The organism is Cyanobium sp. Aljojuca 7D2 (genome assembly GCF_024346415.1).
In the GTDB taxonomy this organism is placed as follows: Bacteria; Cyanobacteriota; Cyanobacteriia; order PCC-6307; family Cyanobiaceae; genus Cyanobium_A.
The window spans coordinates 59113-82323 of the sequence record NZ_JAGQCX010000008.1 but is presented as its reverse complement, the minus strand read 5'-3'; the positions used below and the strand labels follow the sequence as shown (position 1 = coordinate 82323).

General features: G+C 66.5%; 27 protein-coding genes and 1 tRNA gene. 12 read left to right on the top strand and 16 right to left on the bottom strand.

The genetic code is table 11. The annotated features are described in order from the left end of the window. The first annotated feature begins 35 nt into the window (after nt 1-35). Nucleotides 36-512, top strand: coding sequence for a 30S ribosomal protein PSRP-3 (locus tag KBY57_RS09720; protein ID WP_409996436.1), 477 nt, complete (start codon nt 36-38; stop codon nt 510-512). 190 nt (nt 513-702) lie between these two features. On the opposite strand, the gene atpC is transcribed toward KBY57_RS09720, so the two are convergent. Together atpC and atpD are read right to left on the bottom strand one after the other, a co-directional pair. Beyond that, the gene (gene atpC / locus KBY57_RS09715) at nt 703-1110 is read right to left on the bottom strand and encodes an ATP synthase F1 subunit epsilon (protein WP_254995636.1); all 408 of its coding nucleotides are present in this window, start codon (nt 1108-1110) and stop codon (nt 703-705) included. A gap of 29 nt (nt 1111-1139) precedes the next feature. After that, entirely contained in the window at nt 1140-2600 is a 1461-nt protein-coding gene (atpD, locus tag KBY57_RS09710; protein WP_254995635.1) for a F0F1 ATP synthase subunit beta, read from the bottom strand. Between the two features lie 309 nt (nt 2601-2909). On the opposite strand from atpD, the gene groES reads away from it, so the two are divergent. The 3 genes from groES (at nt 2910) to KBY57_RS09695 (ending at nt 6414) form a co-directional block, all read left to right on the top strand. Beyond that, nucleotides 2910-3221 (top strand): co-chaperone GroES, encoded by a 312-nt coding sequence (gene groES, locus KBY57_RS09705; protein WP_094561335.1) that lies wholly within the window; start codon nt 2910-2912, stop codon nt 3219-3221. An 89-nt stretch (nt 3222-3310) separates the two neighbouring features. Continuing rightward, complete coding sequence (groL, locus tag KBY57_RS09700; RefSeq protein WP_254995634.1) at nt 3311-4945, top strand: chaperonin GroEL; 1635 nt, start codon at nt 3311-3313, stop codon at nt 4943-4945. 191 nt (nt 4946-5136) lie between these two features. Then, nucleotides 5137-6414 (top strand): ammonium transporter, encoded by a 1278-nt coding sequence (locus KBY57_RS09695; protein WP_254995633.1) that lies wholly within the window; start codon nt 5137-5139, stop codon nt 6412-6414. 3 nt (nt 6415-6417) lie between these two features. Here KBY57_RS09695 and msrB read toward each other — a convergent pair whose 3' ends face one another. From msrB to gpmI, 3 genes are read right to left on the bottom strand one after another with little or no spacing between them, the layout of a single operon-like run. After that, nucleotides 6418-6921, bottom strand: a complete 504-nt coding sequence (gene msrB, locus KBY57_RS09690; protein ID WP_254995698.1) for a peptide-methionine (R)-S-oxide reductase MsrB — start codon at nt 6919-6921, stop codon at nt 6418-6420. A gap of 13 nt (nt 6922-6934) precedes the next feature. Further along, nucleotides 6935-7165 carry a preprotein translocase subunit SecG gene (secG, locus tag KBY57_RS09685; protein WP_254927557.1) on the bottom strand — a complete coding sequence of 77 codons (231 nt, stop codon included), beginning with the start codon at nt 7163-7165 and terminating at the stop codon, nt 6935-6937. A gap of 24 nt (nt 7166-7189) precedes the next feature. After that, complete coding sequence (gene gpmI, locus KBY57_RS09680) at nt 7190-8761, bottom strand: 2,3-bisphosphoglycerate-independent phosphoglycerate mutase (RefSeq protein WP_254995632.1); 1572 nt, start codon at nt 8759-8761, stop codon at nt 7190-7192. A 205-nt stretch (nt 8762-8966) separates the two neighbouring features. On the opposite strand from gpmI, the gene pyrR reads away from it, so the two are divergent. Further along, nucleotides 8967-9503: a bifunctional pyr operon transcriptional regulator/uracil phosphoribosyltransferase PyrR gene (pyrR, locus tag KBY57_RS09675; protein ID WP_254995631.1), complete on the top strand. Its 537-nt coding sequence runs from the start codon at nt 8967-8969 to the stop codon at nt 9501-9503. On the opposite strand, the gene KBY57_RS09670 is transcribed toward pyrR, so the two are convergent. The 3 genes from KBY57_RS09670 to KBY57_RS09660 all read right to left on the bottom strand — a co-directional run bounded on the left by KBY57_RS09670 (nt 9500) and on the right by KBY57_RS09660 (nt 12287). Beyond that, nucleotides 9500-9718: a ferredoxin-thioredoxin reductase variable chain gene (locus tag KBY57_RS09670; RefSeq protein ID WP_254995630.1), complete on the bottom strand. Its 219-nt coding sequence runs from the start codon at nt 9716-9718 to the stop codon at nt 9500-9502. The two genes, pyrR and KBY57_RS09670, sit on opposite strands and share 4 nt — an antisense overlap. Nucleotides 9719-9760: 42 nt before the next feature. Then, complete coding sequence (locus KBY57_RS09665) at nt 9761-10600, bottom strand: hypothetical protein (RefSeq protein WP_254995629.1); 840 nt, start codon at nt 10598-10600, stop codon at nt 9761-9763. 106 nt (nt 10601-10706) lie between these two features. Then, a complete protein-coding gene (locus KBY57_RS09660; protein ID WP_254995628.1) occupies nt 10707-12287 on the bottom strand; it encodes an Hsp70 family protein in 1581 nt (526 codons plus the stop codon). A 63-nt stretch (nt 12288-12350) separates the two neighbouring features. Between KBY57_RS09660 and KBY57_RS09655 the strand changes: the two genes are divergently transcribed. The 3 genes from KBY57_RS09655 to KBY57_RS09645 all read left to right on the top strand — a co-directional run bounded on the left by KBY57_RS09655 (nt 12351) and on the right by KBY57_RS09645 (nt 13646). Continuing rightward, nucleotides 12351-12581, top strand: a complete 231-nt coding sequence (locus KBY57_RS09655) for a DNA-directed RNA polymerase subunit omega (protein ID WP_254995627.1) — start codon at nt 12351-12353, stop codon at nt 12579-12581. 22 nt (nt 12582-12603) lie between these two features. After that, entirely contained in the window at nt 12604-12984 is a 381-nt protein-coding gene (locus tag KBY57_RS09650) for a DUF1818 family protein (RefSeq protein WP_254995626.1), read from the top strand. A 455-nt stretch (nt 12985-13439) separates the two neighbouring features. After that, nucleotides 13440-13646, top strand: a complete 207-nt coding sequence (locus tag KBY57_RS09645; RefSeq protein ID WP_254995625.1) for a DUF2811 domain-containing protein — start codon at nt 13440-13442, stop codon at nt 13644-13646. Here the strand turns inward: KBY57_RS09645 and KBY57_RS09640 are convergent. The 6 genes from KBY57_RS09640 to KBY57_RS09615 all read right to left on the bottom strand — a co-directional run bounded on the left by KBY57_RS09640 (nt 13633) and on the right by KBY57_RS09615 (nt 17784). Beyond that, the gene (locus tag KBY57_RS09640; RefSeq protein ID WP_254995623.1) at nt 13633-14397 is read right to left on the bottom strand and encodes a hypothetical protein; all 765 of its coding nucleotides are present in this window, start codon (nt 14395-14397) and stop codon (nt 13633-13635) included. The genes KBY57_RS09645 and KBY57_RS09640 overlap by 14 nt on opposite strands. After that, on the bottom strand, nt 14394-14852 hold the full coding sequence (locus tag KBY57_RS09635) for an EVE domain-containing protein (protein ID WP_254995622.1): 459 nt from the start codon (nt 14850-14852) through the stop codon (nt 14394-14396). The genes KBY57_RS09640 and KBY57_RS09635 overlap by 4 nt, the downstream gene beginning before the upstream one ends. A 54-nt stretch (nt 14853-14906) precedes the next feature. After that, nucleotides 14907-16325, bottom strand: a complete 1419-nt coding sequence (murD, locus tag KBY57_RS09630) for a UDP-N-acetylmuramoyl-L-alanine--D-glutamate ligase (protein ID WP_254995621.1) — start codon at nt 16323-16325, stop codon at nt 14907-14909. A 34-nt stretch (nt 16326-16359) separates the two neighbouring features. Next, nucleotides 16360-16431: transfer RNA gene (locus KBY57_RS09625), tRNA-Val, on the bottom strand. 48 nt (nt 16432-16479) lie between these two features. Further along, nucleotides 16480-17265, bottom strand: coding sequence for a photosystem II S4 domain protein (locus KBY57_RS09620; protein ID WP_254995620.1), 786 nt, complete (start codon nt 17263-17265; stop codon nt 16480-16482). Between the two features lie 15 nt (nt 17266-17280). Further along, nucleotides 17281-17784, bottom strand: coding sequence for a hypothetical protein (locus KBY57_RS09615; protein WP_094560125.1), 504 nt, complete (start codon nt 17782-17784; stop codon nt 17281-17283). 82 nt (nt 17785-17866) lie between these two features. On the opposite strand from KBY57_RS09615, the gene serA reads away from it, so the two are divergent. The 4 genes from serA (at nt 17867) to KBY57_RS09595 (ending at nt 21369) form a co-directional block, all read left to right on the top strand. Then, nucleotides 17867-19453 carry a phosphoglycerate dehydrogenase gene (serA, locus tag KBY57_RS09610; RefSeq protein ID WP_254995619.1) on the top strand — a complete coding sequence of 529 codons (1587 nt, stop codon included), beginning with the start codon at nt 17867-17869 and terminating at the stop codon, nt 19451-19453. 2 nt (nt 19454-19455) lie between these two features. After that, on the top strand, nt 19456-20382 hold the full coding sequence (prmA, locus tag KBY57_RS09605; RefSeq protein ID WP_254995618.1) for a 50S ribosomal protein L11 methyltransferase: 927 nt from the start codon (nt 19456-19458) through the stop codon (nt 20380-20382). Nucleotides 20383-20523: 141 nt separating this feature from the next. Then, nucleotides 20524-20823, top strand: a complete 300-nt coding sequence (locus KBY57_RS09600; RefSeq protein WP_094560128.1) for a ferredoxin — start codon at nt 20524-20526, stop codon at nt 20821-20823. Nucleotides 20824-20958: 135 nt separating this feature from the next. Continuing rightward, nucleotides 20959-21369 carry a hypothetical protein gene (locus tag KBY57_RS09595; RefSeq protein ID WP_254995616.1) on the top strand — a complete coding sequence of 137 codons (411 nt, stop codon included), beginning with the start codon at nt 20959-20961 and terminating at the stop codon, nt 21367-21369. Between the two features lie 94 nt (nt 21370-21463). On the opposite strand, the gene psbV is transcribed toward KBY57_RS09595, so the two are convergent. Beyond that, nucleotides 21464-22012: a photosystem II cytochrome c-550 gene (psbV, locus tag KBY57_RS09590; protein ID WP_254995615.1), complete on the bottom strand. Its 549-nt coding sequence runs from the start codon at nt 22010-22012 to the stop codon at nt 21464-21466. A gap of 98 nt (nt 22013-22110) precedes the next feature. Then, the gene (gene rnz, locus KBY57_RS09585; protein ID WP_254995614.1) at nt 22111-23070 is read right to left on the bottom strand and encodes a ribonuclease Z; all 960 of its coding nucleotides are present in this window, start codon (nt 23068-23070) and stop codon (nt 22111-22113) included. Between the last annotated feature and the right edge of the window lie 141 nt (nt 23071-23211).

Genomic DNA, 23211 nt, shown 5'->3' with positions numbered 1-23211 from the left:
TAGTTGTTTGACGTGTTGCCTTGAGCGCCGACCCCATGACAGCCACCGAGAGCGCTCCAGGCGCTGATGTGACCGATGTGCCCGAAGTGGCTGCGGCCGCTGAAGACACCACCACCCAGGGGCGTCCGGTGATGCGTGGTGGCAGTGCTGCTCTGGCAACCGCCACCATCGACGAAGACGGTGTTCCTTCCGGTTACACCCCGAAGGCCGATGAAGGTCGCTTCCTGCTCAAGATCCTCTGGTTGCCCGACAACGTGGCCCTGGCCGTTGACCAGATCGTGGGTGGCGGCCCGAGCCCGCTGACCTCCTATTTCTTCTGGCCCCGGGAAGATGCCTGGGAAACTCTCAAGTCTGAACTCGAGGGCAAGAGCTGGATCACCGACAACGAGCGCGTTGAGGTGCTCAACAAGGCCACCGAGGTAATCAACTACTGGCAGGAAGAGGGCAAGGGCAAGAGCCTGGACGAAGCCAAGCTCAAGTTCCCCGATGTCACCTTCTGCGGCACCGCCTGATCGGTCGTTTTTAGTCAGCCACATTGGCAAGCCGCTTCCTCATTCTTGCGCCCCTCAGGGGGCGCTTTTTTGTGGTTGCTGTGCGGATGTTGTCGTGTGAGTGGATCGCGCCCACCTGCCTGCTTAGCTCCCATAAAAAAGCGCCCCGAGGAGGGCGCTCAGTGGAGATGGGAGATGTGCTCCGGCTGAACTAGCTCGCCTTGGTCGCCTGAAAACGGGCGCGGGCAGAGGCCAGAGCCTGCAGAGCTTTCACTTTGTCGGCACTGGTGGCTTGGCCTTCAAAGGCCGCTGCAGCGCTCTTGGCCGCTTCGAAGGCGGCTTCAGCGGCGGCGGCATCAATGCTGCTGCCGAGCTCAGCACCGTTGACAAGCACGGTGACCTCGTCAGCTTCCACTTCAGCGAAGCCGCCCATCAGGGCGATCGTCGACCAGGCACCGCCGGAGCGCAGGCGCATCACACCGGTGTCGAGTGCGGCCAGCATGGTGACGTGGCCCGGCAGGATTCCCACCTGTCCGGTGGTGCTGGGCAGGATCACCTCTTCAGCTGTTCCATCAAAAACGCTCTGATCGGGGGCCAGAACGCGCAGGGTGAGACTCATGGGTAGGGGTCCTCAGGAGGGAGAGGGGATCAACCCTTGGCGTCGGCGAGGATCTTGGCGGCCTTGGCCTTCACCTGGTCGATGTTGCCCACCAGATAGAAAGAGGCCTCCGGCAGGTCGTCGAGTTCACCGGCGAGGATCATGTTGAAGCCCTTGATGGTGTCTTCGAGCTTCACGTATTCACCCTTCTGGCCGGTGAAGATCTCAGCCACAAAGAACGGCTGGGAGAGGAACTTCTCGATCTTGCGGGCCCGGTCCACGGTGCGGCGGTCGTCTTCCGACAGCTCGTCGAGGCCGAGAATCGCGATGATGTCCTGGAGCTCCTTGTAGCGCTGCAGGGTGGACTGCACAGCGCGGGCGGTGCGGTAGTGCTCATCACCCACAACGGCGGGCTGCAGCATGGTGCTGGTGGAATCCAGGGGATCCACAGCGGGGTAGATGCCCTTGGAGGCCAGGCCGCGGCTCAGCACGGTGGTGGCATCCAGGTGGGCGAAGGTGGTGGCCGGAGCTGGGTCAGTCAGGTCGTCGGCGGGAACGTAGACGGCTTGGATCGAGGTGATCGAGCCCTCCAGGGTGGAGGTGATGCGCTCCTGCAGCATGCCCACGTCGGTGCCGAGGGTGGGCTGGTAGCCCACAGCCGACGGCATGCGGCCCAGCAGCGCGCTCACCTCGGAGCCGGCCTGCACGAAGCGGAAGATGTTGTCGACGAACAGCAGCACGTCCTGCTTGTTGGCGTCGCGGAAGTGCTCAGCCATGGTGAGCGCCGACAGGCCCACGCGCATGCGGGCGCCAGGGGGCTCGTTCATTTGGCCGTAGCAGAGCGCCACCTTCGACTTGGAGAGGTCGTCGGGGTTGATCACGCCCGACTCCTTGAACTCCTCATAAAGGTCGTTGCCCTCGCGGGTGCGCTCACCCACGCCGGCGAACACGGACACGCCGCCGTGCTCTTTGGCGATGTTGTTGATCAGTTCCTGGATCAGCACGGTTTTGCCCACGCCGGCGCCACCGAACAGGCCGACTTTGCCGCCCTGGCGATAGGGGGCCAGGAGGTCGATCACCTTGATCCCGGTCTCAAACACCTTGGGCTTGGTTTCCAGCTCGGTGAGGCTGGGGGCAGCCCGGTGGATTGAGGCGGTCAGCTTGGTGGTGACGGGGCCCTGCTCGTCGACGGGCTCGCCGAGCACGTTGAAGATGCGGCCGAGGGTGGCCTCACCCACCGGCACGGAGATCGGGGCCCCGGTGTCGAGGGCTTCCATGCCCCGCACCAGGCCGTCGGTGGTGCTCATTGCCACAGCGCGCACGCGGTGGTCACCGAGCAGCTGCTGCACTTCTGCAGTCAGGGCCACTTGCTGGCCTGCGGAGTTTTTGGCTTCAATCCGAAGCGCGTTGTAGATCTTGGGCAGCTTGCCGGCCGGGAATTCAACGTCGAGAACCGGGCCAATCACCTGCCGGACGATGCCTTTGGTGCCGGTGGCGGTAGCAGCTGCCATAGGGAAGGAAGACGCAAAGAGTGCTGAGGGGAAACCATTCCACCTGAAGCGGCGCAACCTTACCACTGCGCCATGCGCCAGAACAGCCTGCGCCTCGCGCCAGAACAGCCTGCGCCTCGCGCCAGAACAGCCTGCGCCCGCCCAGCCAGGCGGTTCGGTCACCCGCACAGCGCGGGGCTGGTAAGCCCACGCTGGGCCGGCATAGGTTGGCACTCGTCGAGCTCGAGTGCTAATTCGCCTTTTCGGCGCACTCCCGCTCGCTGTTCTGTGGCGTCTTTGGCGCCATGCCGCTGCTGTCGCAATTCATCCATGGCTGCTGTTTCTCTCAGCGTCTCCACGGTCAAGCCCCTCGGAGATCGCATTTTCATCAAGGTGTCGGAGTCGGAGGAGAAAACCGCCGGCGGGATCCTGCTGCCCGATACCGCCAAGGAAAAGCCCCAGGTGGGCGAGGTGGTTCAGATCGGCCCCGGCAAGCGCAATGACGACGGCAGCCGCCAGGCTCCCGAGGTCAGCGTGGGCGACAAGGTGCTCTACAGCAAGTACGCCGGTACCGACATCAAGCTGGGCAGCGACGAATTCGTGCTGCTCTCCGAGAAGGACATCCTCGCCATCGTCAACTGAGCTGATCCTGCGCGCCAAGCGATCACCTGAGGTGGTCGCTTAAGCCCGTTTCCGATTCACGAACCAACCCCATACCGACATCGCCTTCCATGGCTAAGCGCATCATCTATAACGAGAACGCCCGCCGGGCCCTCGAAAAAGGCATCGACATCCTGGCTGAGGCCGTTGCCGTCACCCTCGGTCCCAAGGGCCGCAACGTGGTGCTGGAGAAGAAGTTCGGCGCTCCCCAGATCATCAACGACGGCGTCACCATCGCCAAGGAGATCGAGCTCGAGGATCACATCGAGAACACCGGCGTCGCCCTGATCCGCCAGGCCGCCTCCAAGACCAACGACGCCGCCGGTGACGGCACCACCACCGCCACGGTGCTGGCTCACGCCATGGTTAAGGCGGGCCTGCGCAACGTGGCCGCCGGCGCCAACGCCATCACCCTCAAGAAGGGCATCGACAAGGCTTCCGACTTTCTCGTCGGCAAGATCAAGGAGCACGCCAAGCCGATCTCCGACTCCAGCGCCATCGCCCAGGTGGGCACCATCTCCGCCGGCAACGACGAAGAGGTGGGCTGCATGATCGCCGACGCCATGGACAAGGTCGGCAAGGAAGGCGTGATCTCCCTCGAAGAAGGGAAATCGATGACCACCGAGCTGGAGGTCACCGAGGGCATGCGCTTCGACAAGGGCTACATCTCGCCCTACTTCGCCACCGACACCGAGCGGATGGAAGCGGTGCTCGAGGAGCCCTACATCCTGCTCACCGACAAGAAGATCGGTCTGGTGCAGGACCTGGTGCCCGTGCTCGAGCAGATCGCCCGCACCGGCAAGCCTCTGCTGATCATCGCCGAGGACATTGAGAAGGAAGCCCTCGCCACCCTGGTGGTGAACCGCCTGCGCGGTGTGCTCAACGTGGCGGCTGTGAAGGCGCCTGGCTTCGGCGATCGTCGCAAGGCCATGCTCGAGGACATCGCCGTTCTCACCAACGGTCAGCTGATCACCGAGGACGCCGGCCTCAAGCTGGAGAACGCCAAGCTGGAGATGCTGGGCACCGCCCGCCGCATCACCATCAACAAGGACACCACCACCATCGTGGCCGAGGGCAACGAGGTGGCCGTGAAGGCCCGCTGCGAGCAGATCCGCAAGCAGATGGACGAAACCGACTCCTCCTACGACAAGGAGAAGCTGCAGGAGCGTCTGGCCAAGCTGAGCGGCGGTGTGGCCGTGGTCAAGGTGGGCGCTGCCACCGAGACCGAGATGAAGGACAAGAAGCTGCGCCTGGAAGACGCCATCAACGCCACCAAGGCGGCCGTTGAAGAAGGCATCGTTCCGGGTGGTGGCACCACCCTGGCCCACCTGGCTCCCGCCCTCGAAGAGTGGGCCAAGGCCAACCTGTCCGGCGAGGAGCTGATCGGCGCCCACATCGTGGCTTCCGCCCTCACCGCGCCCCTGATGCGCATCGCCCAGAACGCAGGCGTCAACGGCGCTGTGGTGGCTGAGAACGTGCGCAACAAGCCCTTCAACGAGGGCTACAACGCCGCCACTGGTGAGTACGTCGACATGCTGGCCGCCGGCATCGTGGACCCCGCTAAGGTGACTCGCTCCGGGCTGCAGAACGCGGCTTCGATTGCCGGCATGGTGCTCACCACCGAGTGCATCGTGGCCGACATGCCCGAGAAGAAGGACGCAGCTCCTGCCGGCGGCGGCATGGGCGGTGGTGACTTCGACTATTGATCTCTTCTTAGATCAACGGTCGATTCCCGATTCTTCCGATCCAACGTCGAGCGCCCCTGCGGGGGCGCTTTTTTGTTGCCGCGGTGCGACGTGCCTGTATCGGTTCACACCAAAAGGGCGACTTTGGTAGCTGTTGCTACGGGTTGTCGCGGGGTGGCTGGCCAGGGTGCGGAGACCGTTCAGGCATTGCCTTGGCCTCCACACCGCTTCTTCTGCTGGTTGATCCGGCCCTGCGCAGTGCCAACAACGGCTTCGTGCTGACCAGCGCTGCGCTCGTGCTGATGATGACGCCGGCTCTGGCCCTCTTTTATGCCGGCTTTGTGCGCAGCCGCAACGTGTTGAACACGATGGTGATGAGCTTCGCGGCCATGGGTCTGGTCAGTGTGCTCTGGGTGCTGTTCGGCTACAGCCTTGCCTTCTCGCCCGGCCAGGGCGTGTGGGCTCCCTTTATTGGAGGGCTGCAGTGGGCGGGTTTGAGCAACTGGTCGGCGCCCTATGGAGATGGTCAGCTCAGTCAGGGTGCGGTGGCCTTCTTTCAACTCACCTTCGCGATCATCACGCCGGCGCTGATCTCCGGGGCGGTGGTCGAGCGCATGAATTTCCGGGCCTGGCTGGCCTTTGTGCTCCTCTGGAGCACGTTCGTCTACCTCCCCCTCGCCCACATGGTGTGGGGGCCTGGTGGTTTTCTGGGGCCTGAGGGCCTGGGTGCTCTCGATTTTGCCGGCGGCCTGGTGGTGGAGATGGCCTCAGGGGTGGGCGCTGCGGTCACCGCAGCGGTGGTGGGACGTCGCCGCAACTATCCCGCTCACAACTCGCCTCCCCACAACGTGCCGTTCATCCTCCTCGGGGCTGGACTGCTGTGGTTCGGTTGGTTTGGCTTCAACGGTGGCAGTGGCCTGGTGGCCGGCAATCTCGCGTCGTTGGCGTGTCTCACCACCAATTCCGCCGGAGCTGCGGCAGCTCTGGGCTGGATGGTGATCGAAACCTTGCAGCGCGGTAAGCCCACGGCCGTCGGCGTGGCTACCGGTGCCGTTGCAGGTCTTGTGGCGATTACCCCGGCGGCGGGCTTTGTGAGCCCGATCAGTGCCCTGGTGATCGGGTTCGCGGCGTCGCTGGTGTGTAACTGGGCCCTGCAGCTGAAGAACCGCTCAGGCCTGGATGACAGCCTCGACGTGCTGCCGGTTCATGGTGTGGCGGGGTTGCTCGGCATCGTGTTGACGGGGGTGTTTGCTGTGAAGGCGGTAAACCCTGCCGGAGCCGATGGCTTGGTAGCCGGAAGTGCTGCTCAGCTGCTGATTCAGCTCAAGGCCGCTGGATTCACGCTGCTGTGGGTGGGGGTGGGCACCTTCGTGATCCTGCAGATTCTGCGGATGCTGATGCCGCTGCGGGCCAGCGAAACCGATGAACGCCAGGGCCTCGACATCAACGCCCATGGCGAGGAGGCCTACAACACCGAGTTCACGGTGTGATGCCTAGCTTTTGGCGGCGCTCTTGGCGTCAGGTTTGAAGGTGAGGGCCACACCGTTGTTGCAGTAGCGCTTACCGGTGGGCTTGGGGCCGTCACCGAACACGTGCCCTTGGTGGCCGCCACAGCGCTTGCAGTGGTATTCGGTGCGGGGGACGAGCAGTTTGAAATCCACCTGGGTGGCGATGGCGTTGGGCAGGGGCTGCCAGAAGCTCGGCCAGCCCGTGCCGCTGTCGTATTTGGCCTTGGAGCTGAACAGGGGCAGGGCGCAGCCGGCACAGAGGAAGGTGCCGGCCCGCTTTTCGCCGTTCAGGGCGCTGGAGAAGGGGCGTTCGGTGCCCTCCCGCCGCAGCACCTGATAGGCGGCGGGGCTTAGCCGCTGTTTCCAGGCGGCATCACTGAGCTGCCAGGTTGGATCCTGGGCCTTGGAGGCGGCGTTGGCTCGGGAGGCCCCGCCGAAGAAAGCTCCCAGGCTGGATCCCAATCCCACCAGCAGGTTGCGGCGCGGCATCGACATCGCGGTCTCAGCTCAGCCAGCCGGCGCTGAGCACCACGGCCAGTCCGAGAAAGATGGCCAGCAGGGTCCAGCTGATGCGGTTGAGCGTGGCTTCGGCGCTGCGGGCACTGGTGAACATCGAGCCCCCGCTGGCAGCGAGCCCACCCATGCCATCGCCCTTGGGGCTATGCAGCAGCACGCTGATGATCAGCAACACGCCACTGCCGATCCACACCCATGACAGCACCGACGTGATCACAGTTGTTTCCCTGGTGAGCGCAGGCTAGACGCCCAGGGTCTGGGGGATGCGGCTGGTGTCGGCGGTGCTGCCGGCGGGCAAGACCAGCGACGCGCCGCTCATCGTTGCTGGTTTCGGCAGGTTCAGGATTTCGAGGATGGTCGGGGCGATGTCGGCCAGCCCGCCTTGGTCGCGCAGCAGCACATTGGTGCCATGGCCGGGCAGTTTGCGCTTTTCGCCCTCCACCAGGATCACGGGCACCGGGTTGGTGGTGTGGGCGGTCCAGGGGCGGCCATCGGGCCCTTCCATCGTCTCGGCGTTGCCGTGGTCGGCGGTGATCAACAGGGTGCCACCCATGCGATTGGTGGCCTCCATCAGCCGGCCCACGCAGGCATCCACGGTGCTGATCGCTTCTGTGGTGGCCTCCATTTTGCCGGTGTGGCCCACCATGTCGGGATTGGCGTAGTTGATCACCACCAGGGAATAGATGCCCTTTTGGATCGCAGCGATGCAGCTGTCGGTGAGTTGGCTCGCCGACATGGCGGGGGATTGGTCGTAGGTGGCGACGCGGGGTGAGGGCACCAGATGGCGGTCTTCGCCGGGGAAGGCCTGCTCGATCCCCCCATTCATGAAATAGGTGACGTGGGGATATTTCTCCGTTTCGGCGGTGCGGAACTGACGCAGTCCCGCCTCGGAGACCACCTGTCCCAGCAGGCCGTCCAGGGATTCCGGTGGGAAGGCCACCGCCACCGGCAGGCCCTTCTCGTATTGGGTGAAGGTCACCACATCGAGTGGGGTGATCGCCTCCCGTTCGAAGCCGTCAAAGTCGGGCACCACCAGGGCCCGAATCAGCTGGCGCACCCGGTCGGGGCGGAAGTTGAAACACACCAGGGCATCGCCCGCCTCAATGAGCCCCTCGGCCAGGCGCAGGGGCTCCAAGAATTCATCGCCAATGTCCAGGGCGTAGGAGGCATGGATGGCATTGACCGGGCTGAGCTCGGAGATGGGAGCTGGCTCCGTGTAGAGGCGGTAGGCCTTCTCGGTGCGCTCCCAGCGGTTGTCGCGGTCCATCGCCCAGTAGCGGCCGCACAGCGTGGCGATCCGCCCGACGCCGGCCCGGCTGATCTGATCCTGCACCTGGGCGACGAATCGGGGGGCGCTGCTCGGGTCGGTGTCGCGGCCATCGGTGATGACATGCACGCAGACATTCGAAAGACCCCGCGCTGCAGCCCAGCGCAGCAGCCCACCCAGGTGGGTGATATGGCTATGAACGCCCCCGTCGGAGCAGAGGCCGATCAGGTGCAGGGTGCCTCCCCGTTGGGTTAGGCCATCGGCCAGGGCGTTGAGGGCGGGGTTGGCGGCGAGGCTGCCGTCCTTGACGGCCTGGCTGATGCGCACCAGCTCCTGGCGGATGATGCGGCCGGAGCCGATGGTGAGATGCCCGACTTCCGAGTTGCCCATTTGGTCGTCGGGTAAGCCAACGGCCGCCCCACTGGCTTCAATCAGGGTGTGGGGATAGGCGTGCCAGAGGGCATCCATCACCGGGGTGCTAGCGGCGCGGATGGCGTTGTGTTCGTCCTCGTGGCGATAGCCCCAGCCATCCAGGATGGCGAGCACGACGGGGGCGACGGCCGCAGATTCTCGAAACGCCGGAGGGGAGCCAGCGTTCAGGGTGGATTGCTGCTGGGAGGGAATAGTTGTCACCCGTCTCACCTAGCGGCGTTGGGCCAACGCCTTCCAAAGCCAACCTACAGTGCAGATGTGCTGCGATCCCCGTCGACCCCGGTACGGTCAGCCTTTGGCGACACCCAAATAGGTGCTGATGGATCGGCTTGAACTGCTCTCAGCCCGGGATCTTGGGCGCACCCTCGACCGGCTGGCCTCCCAGGTGTTGGAGAGTGTCACCGACAGTCGGGCCTTGGTGCTGCTGGGAATCCCCACCCGCGGTGTGGCATTGGCCGCGGTGTTGGCCCAGCGCCTGGCTGCGATGACGGCTCACCCGATCGATCAGGGCACGGTGGATCCCACCTTTCATCGGGATGATCTGGAGCGGGTGGGAACCCGCCTGTCCCAGCCCACCGACCTGCCGGTGGCGCTGGATGGGCGTGAGGTGGTGCTGGTGGACGATGTGATTTTTACGGGACGCACCGTGCGGGCAGCCCTTGAGGCTCTGCAGGCCTGGGGCCGGCCGAAGCGGGTGCGCTTGCTGGCCATGGTGGACCGTGGCCATCGGGAGCTGCCGATCCAACCCGACTTCTGCGGCCGGGTGGTGCCGACAAGCCGCCAAGAATCGATCCAGCTCTGCCTGCAGGGGATCGATGGGGAGGAAGGGGTGTACCTGGTGAGGCCGGAGATCTAGGCGAGCTCGAGTTCGTCGCCCCGGAAGTGGGCCCGGAATTTGCCGAAGGCCACCACCACCGGCAGGGTGGGGCTGATCACCCGTCCCTTCCACTCGTTAAGAACGGTCACCACTTCGCCTTGCTGACCCTGCAGGTCAAAGGCCTCACCGCGGTGCTGGGGGTGGTGGTAAACGACCACGCTGTGGGAGACCTTGACCTGATCACCTGGCTGCATGGCCTCGAAGCTTGGAGACCTGTTAATCCTGTCACGCGCCACTCACCGCTGGCAGGCTGTTTCTGGTCCGGCTTCCACCACCCTGCCGCCCAAGGCTCGGCAGGCGGCCTGAAACGCCGACCATTCGTCCATCCCCCTGGCAATCCGCTGGCGCACCTGGGCGTCGAGCTGTGAGGCGGGCACCGTGTGCGGCAGTTGGCCGTGGGCGTCCCGTTCGCGCTCCTGGCCCTTGAGGCTTTCGATGCCTTGCTTCACCTTGGCCTGCACGTCGCGGCTGTGGGTTTTCCACCAGGGATGGTCGATGCGGGTCAGGGCATCGAGGGCTTCCCACCAGCGCTGTTGATCGCCAAGGCGTTTGGCGCGCTCGAACTGCAGTCGGTTGCGGGTCCAGTTTTCACGCAACTTGTCCCCCAGGCTGTTGCCGTCGCTCCGCTGGTCGTCGCCCATCACGGCCAGGAGCGCCAGGGCGCCGGGCAGGTCGCCCTCCTGGAAGCGGCTGAGTGCCTTCTGTTGCAGAGACTGCTGCCACACCACCAGCTGTTGACGGTCGGCCGCTTGGCCGGCCTGGGAGTTCACCAGTTGCAGCTGCAGTTGCAGGGCGGGGCTCCATTGCTGTTGCTGCCACAGCTGGGCGGCCTTGCGGCGCCGGCAGTTGCCCTGCTCGGCCGGGGCCTGGCCACCGAGCCAGCGCAGGGCCTCGAGTTGTTCGCTGTAGCGCAGGCAGGCCTCGAGATCGCCGCCCAGGGCGGCCTGCTCCAGGCGTTGCGGCAGCTGTTGCTCCCACCAGTAGGCCGCCCCGATGCCGCTGGCCACCAGACCCAGGGTGAGGCCGAGCCAGAATCGGGGCAGCCTGTGGCGGCGCAGGGCCAAGGCGGGGCTCATGGACACAGCCTCCGTTTTATGGGCGCGTGGGTCCAAATGCACCCTTGCGGGGGCAGCGCCTGTGGCGTCCACCGATTTGGCGTATGGGGGCTCAGGGCAAGGGGGCTCAGCGGACGGCACCCAGCACCCGCGCCGGCGCTGTCCGGCCGCTGCGCAGGTCGGTGGCCTCCAGCACCAGCTGGCCTTGACCATTCACCTGGAAGGCCAGCCGCAGGCAGTCCTCGCCGGGCTGGCCCGGGGTGTCGAGGGCCACGGGCGGGGGCTGGTGGCTCCAGGCCCGGACCCGGCCCTGGCCCGCTGGTCGCTGGCGCAGCACCGGGACCCCCCCCTCGAACACCACTTCGCTGCGCTGTTCGTTGTCGGGTTCCCCCAACACCAGCTCCAGGGAGCTTTGGTCGGGGTTGCTGCAGGCCAGCACCAGCTCCAGCGGCCGTTCACTGGGCCAGGGTTGCCCCGCCACAAACAGGGGTTGCCAGTGGTGGCGACTGGAGCGCTGGTCCCAGCAGCGCAGGCTGACGCCATGGCGCAGCACGTCGCGCACCTGCACGCCTGGTGTGAGCGCAAGGGCGCCGAGGGCCACGGCTTCGACCGGACGCTCGTCGCGAAGAGGGACGCCGCTGCAGCGCTCGCTCAGCCATTGGCGGATCAGGGGGATGCGGCTGCTTCCCCCCACCGGCAGCACGGCGGTGATCTGCTGCAGGGCCAGGCCCTCGCGCCGGGCCGCGGCCAGCACCTCCTCCAGCAGACCATCGAGTTGTGCGAGCAGGCCCCGTTGCCGCAGCAGGTTGTTGAGGGCACTGCGGCTGAGTCGCAGGGGCTGGGGCGGTTGGCCTGGCCCCGGGGGGCTCCAGAGCGCCAGGGCCTCCTCCTGGCTGCTGAGCTGACATTTCAGGCTTTCGGCCGCCTGGAGCAGCGCACCCTCCAGCGGTGCTCCAGGGCAGAGCTCGGCGGCGATCCAGCGGTCGAGATCCCGGCCCCCCAGGGCCAGGCCTGCCTTGCCGATCACCCGGGCACAGCGCAGGACCTGGCGGCTAGCTCCCAACTCGCGGCCGGCGAAGCGCAGCAGCTGGGCCATCGGTGCCGGCCGGCCCTCGCCCCCCTCCAGGGCCACCAGTGAGAGGTCGATCGTGCCGCCACCGAGGTCCACCACGAGCACCGTGCTGCCGGCCGGCAAGCCCGCCCCGATTGCGGCGGCGGTGGGTTCGTCCACCAGGGCCAGTTCGGGCACGGCCAACTGGCTGCACACCTCCTGCAGCCATTGGCGGTAGCGCAGGTAGCTGTCGATCGGGGCCGTGAGCACCAGCCGCTGCGGTTCCAGGTCGGCGGGCAGCGCCGCCCAGAGCTGACGCAGCAGCAGGGCGCCGGCTTGCTCCGGCGAGAGGGGCAGGCCGGTGCCTGGGGCGGGCTCCATGGCGGCAGATCCGACTGCGGGGGCGGCGCCGATCTGGCGTTTGAAGTCGCGGTGCAGCTCGGGGCCGTCGCCATCGGCAAGGCCGGCCTCGAGCACCTGGCGTCCGATCAGGGGCCGGGATGGGGCGGGTTCGCTGAGCCAGAGCAGGGTGGGCACCACCACAGGCTCGCTGTTGCTGTAGGGGGGCAAGGCCAGCAGCTGCGCCGCGGCACCGGGTGCCTGGTAGGCCACCACCGTTGTGCTGCTGCCCAGATCGATCGCCAGGGTGCCACCCATCACCCTCTTCTAGCCAGGGGACTGCCGCTGCTGACTTAGGCTGACTCCATTGAGGTGGTGTTTATGGAGAGCGGTCTTGATCTCAACCCCAAGGAACTGGCCCAGCGGGCCGAAAGCCTGATTCGCCATTCCAGCAACCGCTATCTCACCACGGTGCGCATTGCCTTCCGGGCCAAGCAGCGCCGCTTCGATGATTTCGATGGCCTGCTCGACGACTCGATGATCAAGCCGGTGCAGCGGGCCATCGTTGAGCTCAGCGACGAGCAGGATCAGCCCGACCTGCTGCCTGGCTGAGCCTGGCCCAGGCAGGTTCAGGATGCAGGTTCAGGAGGGTGAGGGGTGGCGTTGGCTGGTGGATCCAGGCCGCCACCCCTTTCCTGTGTTGGTCGGCGGCCAGGATTGGGCGGTGGAGCTGACCGCCGATGAGGCGCGGGGGCTGCAAGAGGGGCTGGTCCGCTTGGTGCAGGAGCATCACGGCCTGGTCGACCAGCTGATGCCCGAGGAGACGATCAGCCTGGAGCTGGAGCGGGGCCCGCTTTGGATGGCCCTGGAGGGCGACCGAGAGGTGTGGCAGCTGCGGTTTGTGCTCACGCCGGCCTCACAGAGCCGGGCGGTGGAGGGCAGCTGGCGCCCCGAGGCCAGCGTGGCCCTGGTGGCAGCTCTCGTGTCGGCCTTGGCCCAGAACGATCCCAGCTGAGACCCGGCCGATCTGGGTGTTGATCAGCAGTGCTGATCACGGACGCTTTCCCGCTTGCCCCCCAAGAATCGCTGGCGTTTTGCCCAGGTTTTCCCCAGGTCAGGGGCCCGGATGCCCTTCTGGGGCTTGGCTCTGGTGAGAACGGTGCCGTTGTCTGCTTTCCCCTTGACAGCGCCCGCGGTCACCTCCCGCACCGGCCCCTGTGGGGTGGGCCCGGTGCAGGTCCCTTGAGGGGCAGGCGATCTCAGCCTGGGAGCCCTGGTTGTGGAGCGTGGAGCGGCGATTTGACGGTTGTGAGCGGATGTGGAGAACTGGTGCCAAGTCTTTGTTGAGCCCCAATGGAGTTGCAGACCACTGTTGTTGCTCGTGCAGCTGTTGTTGCTCCCGCAGCTGTTGTTGCTCGTCCAGCCAGTGTCGCCCAGGCTGCTGAGGAGCCTGAGTCAGCGGCTCCTGCGATGGTGAGTTTTCACGCCGAGGTGCCGGAGGTGCTGTTGGCGTCGATGCGCGATTTCATGGCGCAGCATCCCAACTGGGATCAATACCGCTTGTTCCAGGCAGCCCTCGCTGGCTTTCTGGTGCAGAACGGCCTCAACAGCCGCGGGGTGACCCGCTGCTACCTGGCCAATCTGTTCCCCGCCCAGGCCGGTTTCAGGAGCCCGTGAGCCGGCCCCGGTCGTCGGGGCCGAACAGCTGTTGGTAAGCCGCCGTGAGGGTGCAGGCTGCCAGCGGCAGGGTGACCACGAGCCCGACGAGCAGCACCAGGAAACCGGCCAGCACCAGGCCGAGCAGCACCAGGGCCAGCCCCAGAGCCTGGAGCCAGTGGGGGTCGGTCGCAGCCCGGCTGCAACGAAAGGCCGCCAGGGGATTGAGACCGCCGATCAGGGTGAGCGGCAGGCTCAGAATCTGGTCGGCGCTGAAGTAGATCGCAGCGGCAAGGCCCGCCAGCAGCGGTAGCGGGGCTAGCACCGGCTGAATCAGAGTGAGCAACCACGAACTGGCCTGGGCCAGGCGCACGATCAGCGCCAGCACCGCCAGGATCAGCACCAGCATCCCGAGACAGCGGAGCATGGCCCGTCCATCCACCCGCAGCAGGTCGCCCAGCCGGGGCCGCTGGTGGTTGAGGGCCAGCAACGCTCCACGCATCAACCCCACCACGAGCCAGAGACCCGTGATCACATAGAGGATCCAGGCGAAGCCCGCCAGGGCAATCGGCAGGGGATCGGGTCGCCCCAGCAGCGAGATCACCAGCTTGCTCTGATGGCGGTAGAGCAGTTGGCTCAGCAGATTGATGCCACCACCGATCAGGGTGAATCCCATCAACGCCCAGGGGCTGCAGGCAAAGGCTGCCCAGCCCTGCTCGACCGCGCTGCGAATCGCCAATGGGTTTTGGTGGCGCGGCGCCAGCTTGCTCATGGGGATTCCAGCAGCGTCAGCAGCTGTTCGGCACTGCTGACGCTCACCGGCAGGATCGAGAGCCGATTGCCCCGTTTCACCACCCCCAGCTCCTCTGGGCTGAAGTTGTCCCGCAGGGCATCCAGGCTCAGCAGGCTGTCGAAGTGACGCACGTACCGCAGACGGACGCAGTCCCAGCGGGGTCGCTCCGGAGTGGCGGCGGGGTCGAAGTATTTCGAGCTGGGATCAAACTGGCTGGGATCGATGAGCTGGGTTTCAATCACCTCCATCAGGCCCACAATACCGGGTGGTTTGGTGTTGGAGTGATAGAAGAAAGCCTGGTCGCCGATCTCCATAGTCCGCATGAAGTTGCGGGCCTGGTAGTTGCGAATTCCATCCCAGAGTGTGGTGCCCTCCCGCTGCAGATGGTCGATCCCGTACACATCGGGCTCGCTCTTCATCAACCAATAGGCCATGGGCGTCGCAGCGGACGACTCTGAAGCGGATGCTAGAGGTCGACCTCTGGGGCGCTAGAGCGCGGCGACCAGTTGCCGGAAGTGATCGCCGCGGGCTTCGAAGTCGCTGTACTGATCAAAGCTGGCGCACGCGGGTGACAGCAGCACGGCACGGCAGTGCAGGGTCGTTGCCAGTTGGGCGGCCAGGGGTACCCCCTCGGCCAGACCCGGGCAGCACTGCACCATCCCCGGAAACGCAGCCTCCTCGAGCAGCCGCTTGAATTCCGTCTGAGCAGCGCCATACAGCACCACCGCAGCGGCTTTGTGTTGCAGCGCGGCGAGCCAGCCGGCGGGATTGCCGCGTTTCGATTCGCCGCCGGCCAGCACCACCAGGGGGCCTTCCAGGGCATGGATCGCCACTTCGGCAGCGTCGTAATTGGTGGCTTTGCTGTCGTTGAAGTACTGGATGCCCTGCTGGTCGCGAATTCGCTCGAGCCGGTGGGGTACGCCGGGAAAAGCCCGGAAGGCCTCCTCCATCTGGGGGCCCGAGAGCCCGGCGGCCAGTCCGGCAGCGGCGGCCATCAGCAGGTTCTGGCGGTTGTGGGCTCCGGGCATGGCCAGGCAGTCGGCGGCCATCAGGGGTTCGGCGGCAGTGCCGGGGCCGGGCTGGGTCGCGCGCATCACCTGGCCGTCTTCGATCCAGAGGCTGGCTTGCAGCGTGGTCGGCAGGGCGTCCCGGTGGCCGGCGGTGATCCAGGTGGCCTGGTCCCAACTGGTGGCATGGGCCCTGAGATCGGGGTCGTCGGCGTTGAGGATGCGCACCTTGGAGCGCTCCAGCAGGCTGCGTTTGATGGCGCGGTAAGCATCAAGGCTGCCGTGGCGCTCCAGATGGTCCGGCGTCAGGGTGGTCCAGATGCCCACGTCGGGGGCCACCTGCGGGGCCGCTTCGATCTGGTAGCTGCTGAGCTCCATCACCAACCAGTCGGGTGGCGCTGTGCTGCGTTGCCGCTGCTCCAGCACCAGCTCGGCGGCGGAAAAGCCCACATTGCCGCCCATGGGGGCATCCAGGCCGGCGTGCTGCAGCAGGTGGCTCACCAGGTGGGTGACGGTGGTTTTGCCGTTGGTGCCGGTGATGCCGATCCAGGGCACGGCAGCATCATTGGCCTGCCAGGCCAGGTCGAGTTCACCCAAGGTGGCGACGCCCTGGCGGCGCAGCGCTTCCAGGGTGGGGTGATCCCAGCGGATCCCCGGACTCACCACAACCGCGGCCAGGGGTGCCGTCAGGGCAGCAAAGGTGTCGAGATGGAGGGGGGCATCCAGCTGAACAGGGATGCCGCTCTGCCGCAGCGCGGCGGCTTTGGCTTCGAGGGCAGGGCCGCTCTGGTTGTCGATCACCAGCACGGCGCGCCCCAGATGGTGCAATAACCGAGCGGCGCCGATCCCGGAGCGAGCCAGGCCCACAACCACGGTCAAATCCCTTGCCGTGACTGCCATCTCCGACACTTCAGCTGATCTTCAATCAAAAAAATGGGCGATACTGGAATCGAACCAGTGACTCCTACCGTGTCAAGGTAGTGCTCTACCTCTGAGCTAATCGCCCCAGAAGCTCGCTTACTTTACAGATCGGTTTGCTGGGGGCCGCACCACCTCAGCAGCGCACCAGCTCGATGCGCCAGCGCTCCCGCTTGGTGGCGGTGATGGTCTCAAGCCGCAACTCGCCCCGGCCCTCCAGCTGCACCCGATCTCCAGCTGCCAGCAGGCGGCTTGCGCTGGAGATCGGCTGCCAGTTGAGTCGCACGCTGCCCTGGCGGATCAGCTCGGCCATGCGGCTGCGCGAGATCCCGAAGCCCGCTGAGGCCACGGCATCCACCCGCAGGGACGCCTCCACCGTGTGGAAGCGCCGCGGCTGACGCGCCGCGGGCAGCTGCAGCTGATCGAGGGGGCGGGCTTCCAGCTGCACCTCCACCGTGCGCACCGTGGTGTTCAGCCCATCGAGGGCCGTTGCCTGCTGGGCGGTGAGCACCGCCTGGGCGCCCCGGTCGCCCCGCACCCACAGGTCGCCCAGGGCACCGGCCTGCGCTCCGAGGGCGAGCAGGCCTGCCCGGAAATCGGTGCGTTCGGCGGGATCGAACAGGAAATTGCCGCTGATCTCCAGGCCCATCAGTGGCTGGGGCACGGCGTTGGGCTCCAGGGCCGCCTCGCGACGCTGGAGCAGCAGTTGACGCCGCTCGGCTCCGGGGTAGCCGCCACTGCTGCTCAGGCTGAGTTCGCTCAGGTCCCTCAGCCGTAGCTGGGCTTCCTCGCGCACCTCGGCGTCCACAAAGGCTGTCCACACCGGCTCCCAGGTGCGCAGGGCCTGGTCGGCCGCGTTGATCACGGCCTCCAGCTCCTGGGGATGCAGGCTGCCCTCCAGCAGGTCGCGCCGCGGCAGCATCAGATCCGCTCCTGCCTAGCCATCGCCCAGGCGCACCACGGCCAACGGTTTGGCCTGCTGCAGGCTGATCCACGGCATCTCCACGCCATTGGCGGTTTCGGCCAGCAGCAGCCAGTGGCCCTCCTCCACCCGGTTGCGCAAGCTGCGGATCCGGTCGTCTTCTTCTGAGCGCACGCTTGCCGCCGCCGCGAAGCTGCCCATCCAGCCCGAGCCCATGCCCAACAGGGCGCCGATCAGGTGCTGACTCCAGGCGCCAGCAAAGGCAAAGGTGTCGAGGTCGGTGATGTAGGTGAAGGTGAGGCCGGCCAGGAAGCCGAAGGGGATCAGCCAGCGGGCCATGGAGCGCTGGCGGTTGCGCCGGGCCACCGCCGGATTGAGCCGCTCCACCTCCGCCAGGGTCTGCTCGCCCGCGCCGATGGCCTCCAATCGCACCATCGGCGGCTGCAACTCCGCCAGCCGGTCCTTCAGTTGATGCAGCCGTTTGCGGTCGTTCAATACCACCACCACACTCGTGCCCACGCTGCGCTCGACTCCTTGGGGATGGGGGGATTCTCGCCGCTCACTACACTGCACCGCCGGCTCACCCTCCCCACCGCCGGGCATGACAAAGGTTCTCGTTTCGGATCCCATCGACCAGGCGGGGATCGACATCCTGTCCCAGGTGGCCACGGTGGATGTGCGAACCGGCTTGCCGCCTGAAGAGCTCAAGGCGATCATTGGCGAGTACGACGCCTTGATGATCCGCTCTGGCACCACGGTGACCGCGGACATTATTGAAGCCGCCGACAAGCTTCGGATCATCGGCCGCGCCGGCGTTGGGGTGGACAACGTGGATGTGCCAGCGGCCACCAAGCGGGGTGTGCTGGTGGTGAATTCCCCCGAGGGCAACACGATTGCCGCCGCTGAGCAGGCCCTGGCTCTGATGCTGGCCCTTTCGCGCCATGTTCCCCACGCCCACGCCAGCACCATGGCCGGCGGCTGGGATCGCAAGAAATACGTTGGCAACGAGCTCTACAAGAAGAAGCTCGGTGTGGTGGGCCTGGGCAAGATCGGCTCCCACGTGGCCCGGGTGGCCAAGGCCATGGGCATGGACGTGATGGCCTACGACCCGTTCGTGTCCGCGGAGCGGGCCCAGCAGATGCAGGTGCGCTTGCTGCCCCTGCCGGCCCTGTTCGCCGAAGCCGACTTCGTCAGCCTGCACCTGCCGCGCACGCCGGACACCGAGAACCTGGTGAACGCGGAGTTGCTCAAGACGATGAAGCCAACAGCCCGCATCGTCAATTGCGCCCGCGGCGGCATCATCGATGAGGCGGCCCTGGCCGAAGCGGTGGACAACGGCACCATCGGCGGCGCAGCTCTTGATGTGTATGCCAATGAGCCCCTCGACGCCGGTTCGCCCCTCCGCCAGGTGCGGGAGCGGCTGATCCTCACCCCCCACTTGGGCGCCTCCACCGAAGAGGCCCAGGAAAATGTGGCGATCGATGTGGCCGAGCAGATTCGCGACGTGCTGCTGGGTCTGCCGGCCCGCAGTGCCGTCAACATCCCTGGCCTCAACGCCGAGGTGATGGAGCAGCTCAAGCCCCACCTGCAGTTGGCTGAAACCCTCGGCCAACTGTTAAGCCAGCTGGCGGGCGGCCCGATCAATGAGCTGGAGGTGCGGCTCCAGGGCGACTTCGCTGCCCATCCCCCCCAGCCGCTGGTGGTGGCAGCCCTCAAGGGCCTGCTCTCCACGGCCCTGGGCGACAGCATCAACTATGTGAACGCCAGCCTGGAGGCCAAGGAGCGCGGCATCCATGTGTTGGAGGTGAAGGACGATGCCAGCCGTGATTTCGCCGGCGGCTCGCTGCAGCTCAGCTCCAAGGGCTCCAATGGCAACCACACCGTGACTGGAGCCGTGTTCGCCGAGGGTGAGCTGCGCATCACCACCATCGACGAGTTCCCCGTGAACGTGGCCCCGAGTCGCCACATGCTGTTTACCCGGCACCGCGACATGCCCGGGATCATTGGCCAGCTGGGCTCCCTGCTCGGCGAGCACAACGTCAACATCGCCTCGATGCAGGTGGGCCGCCGCATCGTGCGCGGCGATGCCGTGATGGTGGTCAGCCTCGACGATCCCATTCCGCCGAGCCTGCTGGCCTCGGTGCACGCGATCAACGGCATCCAGGAAGCTCATCCGGTCACCCTCTGATGGTGGCCGCGTCTGGCGGCGCCCCGTTCGGCGTCGGCCCCAGCTGGTGGCGATTGGAGCTGGCGGCGCTACCCGAGCTTGAGGAATCCCTGCTGTGGAAGCTCGGGGCCCTGGGGATTTCCCGCGTGGCCGTGCAGCACCGGCCCGAAGATCCCGGTGAGCGGCAGCTGGTGGCCTGGCTGCCGGCCATCGATTGGCCCGAACCGGAGCGCTCCCAGCTGGAGCGAGCCCTGGCTCCCCTGGCGCAGACCTTTGGCCTGGTGTTGCCCCCGATCCGCTGGAGTGAGCAGGCCGACGAAGACTGGAGCCTCAGCTGGAAGCAGCACTGGCAGGCCGACCCGGTGGGCCAGCGCCTGCTGATCCTGCCGGCCTGGTTGCCCTGTCCGCCCGAGCACGCCGATCGTTTGGTGATCACCATGGATCCCGGCAGTGCCTTCGGCACCGGCAGCCATCCCACCACCCGTCTCTGCCTGGAGGCCCTCGAGGGCCTTGAGCTGGCCGGGCTGCGGGTGGCCGACCTCGGTTGCGGCAGCGGCGTATTGGGCCTGGCGACCCTGCGCCTGGGCGCGGCCTCGGTGGCGGCGGCCGATACCGACTCCCTGGCGGTGCGGGCCACCGGGGACAATGCCGCCCTCAACGGCCTCACGGCCCAGGTGCGGGTGGGCCTGGGCTCGGTGGAGGCCCTGGCTGCCCTGCTCGACGGCCAGCCGGCCGATCTGCTGCTCTGCAACATCCTGGCGCCGGTGATCCAGGCCCTCTGCCCCGCCTTTGAGACGGTGCTGGCCGCCCACGGCGTCGGCCTGCTCAGCGGCCTGCTGGTGGATCAGGCCCCGGCTCTGCAGCAGGAGCTGCTGGAGCAGGGCTGGCGGGCGGAGCTCACGGCCCAGCAGAGCCAGTGGGGGCTGATGACGATCCGGCGTGTTGCATAAGGCACGCTGATCTGTGCCTAGGCTTTGATTGGGCTTCCCGGATCGTGGCGCGCAAATCAGCAGGAAAGGCGTGCGGCGGATGTATGAAGGGCGTGTCCTACAGGCCCGGCTTCCGGGTGCCTGTGAGCCCCAATCCTTTTCATGGCTTCCTACAAGGTCACCCTCATCAGCGAGAGCGAAGGCCTCAACAAGACCATCGAGGTTCCTGACGACCAGTACATCCTCGATGCCGCTGAAGAGCAGGGCATCGATCTTCCCTACTCCTGTCGTGCAGGCGCCTGCTCCACTTGCGCTGGCAAGCTGACCGCCGGCACCGTCGACCAAAGCGATCAGAGCTTCCTCGACGACGACCAGATCGAAGCTGGTTTCGTGCTCACCTGCGTGGCTTACCCCACCAGCGACTGCACCATCAAGACCCACGCCGAAGAGGAGCTCTACTGAGCTCGGGTTTCCTGCGAGGTGCCAGTCAGGTCCTGGCTGGCGCCCCTTGAACCCTCCAAGCTTCTTTGCCACCCTGCGGGGTGGCTTTTTATTGTCGTCCTGGAGCCTTGTTCAGTGTCAGGCCAGACAACCCCATTGCGGGGCGCCTCCACACGCGGCACCGTCGAACTCCTGCTGGAGCCGGGGAGCGAGCACACCAGCCCTGGAGGCCAGTACAGCTATCGGGTGCTGGGCCCCTGTTGCCGTCTGTTTGATCGCGAGGAGCTGCCCTGGCCCTGCTGCCGCCTGGCCTGGCGCAGCAAGGAGCCCAGCTGGCGGCGGATCGGCCGGCGTTTTGTGCCCGATCTGGCCTCGCGCCGCTGCCCCTCCTACGCCGTGGAGCTGCTTCAGCCGGGAGCCCGGCCCACGCGCACGGTCATCACCCTGTTTCCGGTGCGTCTGGGCGCAGGCCTGCAGGAGTGGTGGTACAGCAAGTTGCCGGCCTCCCTCGACCATGCCAACAGCCAGCCTTCCGGCCAGTCGATGACGCCTGAGCAACGCCCCTGAGTCGGGCATCCAAAACGGGCCACAAAAAAGCCGGTGCTGGAGCACCGGCTGATGGGGGATCGATTGATCGGGGATCGGTTCAGACGGGACGCGATCAGAAGTAGATCTTGCCGCCGCCCCACTGCACGCCCTGCACCTTGGGGGCCACCAGGATGTAGCCGGCCATCAGGCGAAGGTCGTCGTCGTCGAGATCGCGCATCTTCACGAAGATGTCGCTGCTGCGCATGCTCGGGTGGACGTCGGCGATGCTGTATTCCCCGTCGTAGGAGGTGGGGTCCTTGATGTAGTCGACGAGGGCCTCCACGTTGTCGCGGGGCGGGGTGGCCAGGGCCAGGGTCTCGGGGTCGAGGCCCACGTTCTGGTTGGTCTTGGTGATGCCACCGGCATGGCATTCGCCGCAGCTGCGGTTGAACACCTTGCGACCCGCTTTGATCTCTTGCTCGCTGAAGGTGACCAGGGTGCCATCGGGGCTGGCCGGCACGGTGAGCTGCTCGGTGCTCCAAGCGGCCGCCAGGGCCGGGCCACCGAAGCCCATGCACAACAGCAGAGCCAGGGGTAGGGCCAGCAGGGTTCGGGCCAGTGCGCGAACACCCCTGCGGAAGGTGGCTCTGCTGAAGGCAGCCGAGGAGAAGGAGGAGGCCATTGGGAAAAGCCGGCGGGTAGGCGGGAGAGACCGCATCGGAGACCTTGTATCACGGGGGAAGGGCCCTCCGGAGCGGAATCGCGCGAACTGTTGCAGGCCTAGGCCGTGGCCGGTTCCGGTGGCGTGATGTCGATGCTGAGGAAATCCTTGGCGACCACGGTATTGGCGAAGATGGCCCGGGCTTCCGCCACCAGGTCGTCGGGGGTCATCGCATTGCCCGGCATGTAGCGGGGGCTGAGGTGGGTCAGCACCAGCTGCTTGACGCCGGCCTCCAGGGCCGTTTGGGCCGCCATCGTGCTGGTGGAGTGCTGGCGCTGGTAGGCCAGCTCCGCCTCCGCGTGGGAGAAGGTGGATTCGTGGATCAGCAGGTCGGCCCCGGCGGCCAGCTGCACCGCCGCTTCGCAGAACACGGTGTCGGTGCAATACACAACGCTGGCGCCCGGGCGGTCGGGGCCGCAAAGGCTGGCGCCATTGATGATGCGGCCGTCGTTGAGGGTCACGCTGCGGCCGGCCTTGAGCTCGGCATAAATCGGGCCGGGCGGGATGCCCAGGGCCCGGGCCCGCTCCACATCGAAGCGGCCGGGCCGTGGTTTCTGGTCGACCCGGTAGGCAAAGGCCGGCACCCGGTGGGTGAGTGGGGTGCAACGCACGGTGAGGTCGTCGTCGTCGAGCAGCAGGGCACCGCTGCTGGCGGCGGGCTGCACTTTGTGGGTGCGCAAGGGGTAGCCGATGCGGGTGGAGGAGGTGCGCAGCACCCCTTCGAGGTAGTCGCGCAGCGGGTCGGGGCCATAGAGATCGATGCCCGTGCAGGTGCCCGCCAGCCCCAGGCTGGCCAGCAGCCCCGGCAGGCCGAACACGTGGTCGCCGTGCATGTGGGTGATGAAGATCCGCCGCAGCTGGCTGACCCGCAGCTCGCTCCGCAGGAACTGGTGCTGGGTGCCCTCGCCACAGTCGAACAGCCACAACTCACTGCGCTGGGGCAGCCGCAGTGCAACGGCTGACACATTGCGGCCCCTGGTGGGCACGCCGGAACTGGTGCCTAAAAAGGTGACCTGCACGGTCGTGCCGCCTCTGGCGCATGCTGCCACGCCGGGCACAATGAACTCCCTGAGCAGGAATCTTTCTTTTGGCGCCGCCCTCCCCACGCCAGCGCGTCCTCTCCTGGTCGGCGACCTGGCTGGTTGCCGGGCCCGCGGCGG